The organism is Arthrobacter sp. Y3223164 (assembly GCF_059091005.1).
This window is the reverse complement of record NZ_JBNHGF010000629.1, coordinates 1-1091: the sequence shown is the minus strand read 5'-3', so window position 1 is coordinate 1091 and position 1091 is coordinate 1. Positions and strand designations below refer to the sequence as shown.

General features: G+C 72.3%; 1 protein-coding gene. It reads right to left on the bottom strand.

What is annotated here, in order from left to right; all coding sequences use genetic code 11:
- Window positions 1-46 precede the first annotated feature (46 nt).
- Window positions 47-1018, bottom strand: coding sequence for a site-specific tyrosine recombinase XerD (gene xerD, locus AC5RUJ_RS16990; RefSeq protein WP_494128974.1), 972 nt, complete (start codon window positions 1016-1018; stop codon window positions 47-49).
- Window positions 1019-1091 lie beyond the last annotated feature (73 nt).

Sequence of the window (1091 nt, the reverse complement as noted above, 5' to 3'; positions counted from 1 at the left end):
CGGGCGCGCGCGGAGCCGCCTTAGCTCCGGGCCCCCGGGAGACGCGTCAGCCCCGGGCCCGCGGATGCGCCGCCGCGTAAACTTCGCGGAGGGTATCGGCGGTGACCAGGGTGTAGATCTGCGTCGTGGTGACGGACGCGTGGCCCAGCAGCTCCTGCACCACCCGGACGTCCGCGCCGCCCTCCAGCAGGTGGGTGGCGAAGGAGTGCCGCAGGGTGTGCGGGGACACGGGCTGGGTGATCCCGGCCTTCTCCGCGGCGGTCTTCAAAATAGTCCAGGCGCTTTGGCGGCTCAGCCGGCCGCCGCGGGCGTTCAGGAACAAGGCCGGTGTGCCGTGCCCCTTCGCGGCCAGAGCCGGACGTCCACGGACCAGGTACGCGTCCGCCGCCTGCGCGGCGAAGGAGCCCAGCGGCACCAGCCGCTCCTTGGATCCCTTGCCGAACAGACGGACGACGGCGGGGCCGTCGCTCTGCGGTTCGACGCTGACATCATCGACGTCCAGGCCGACGGCTTCACTGATCCGGGCGCCGGTCGCGTACAGGAACTCCAAAAGCGCCCGGTCGCGCAGGCCGGTGGGGGTGTCTGCCCCCGCAGACTCCAGGATTGCCGTCACAGCGGCGACGGAAATCGCCTTCGGCAGGCGTTTGCCGGGCATCGGCGGATGCACGTCAGTAGCGGGGTCGGTCTCAGTAACCCCTTCGAGCGTCCAGAACTTATGCAGCCCCCGAACGGCCACGATGGTACGCGCCGCGGACCTGACGCTCAGGGCGGCGGCGCCGTCGGACCCCTCGGTGATGGCCTGGGCGAAGGCCGTGACATCGTGCCGGGTCACCGCGGCCGGCTCAACGACCGCGCGCGCCTGCAGGAACCGCAGGTAGCGGCCCAGGTCCCTGCGGTAGGCCGCCACGGTGTTGGCGGCCAGCCCGCGTTCCACCGCCATGTGCTGCAGGTAGTCGCCCGCGGCGCGGCCCAGCGGCGTCGCGGTGAATTCGTCTCCTTTGGCGGACGGGGCCTGCACGGGCGCGATGGCGGATCAGTCCCGGCCGGTTCCGGCGGCACCGTCCGGGCGCTGGCTGGGATGCTCCGGCCAC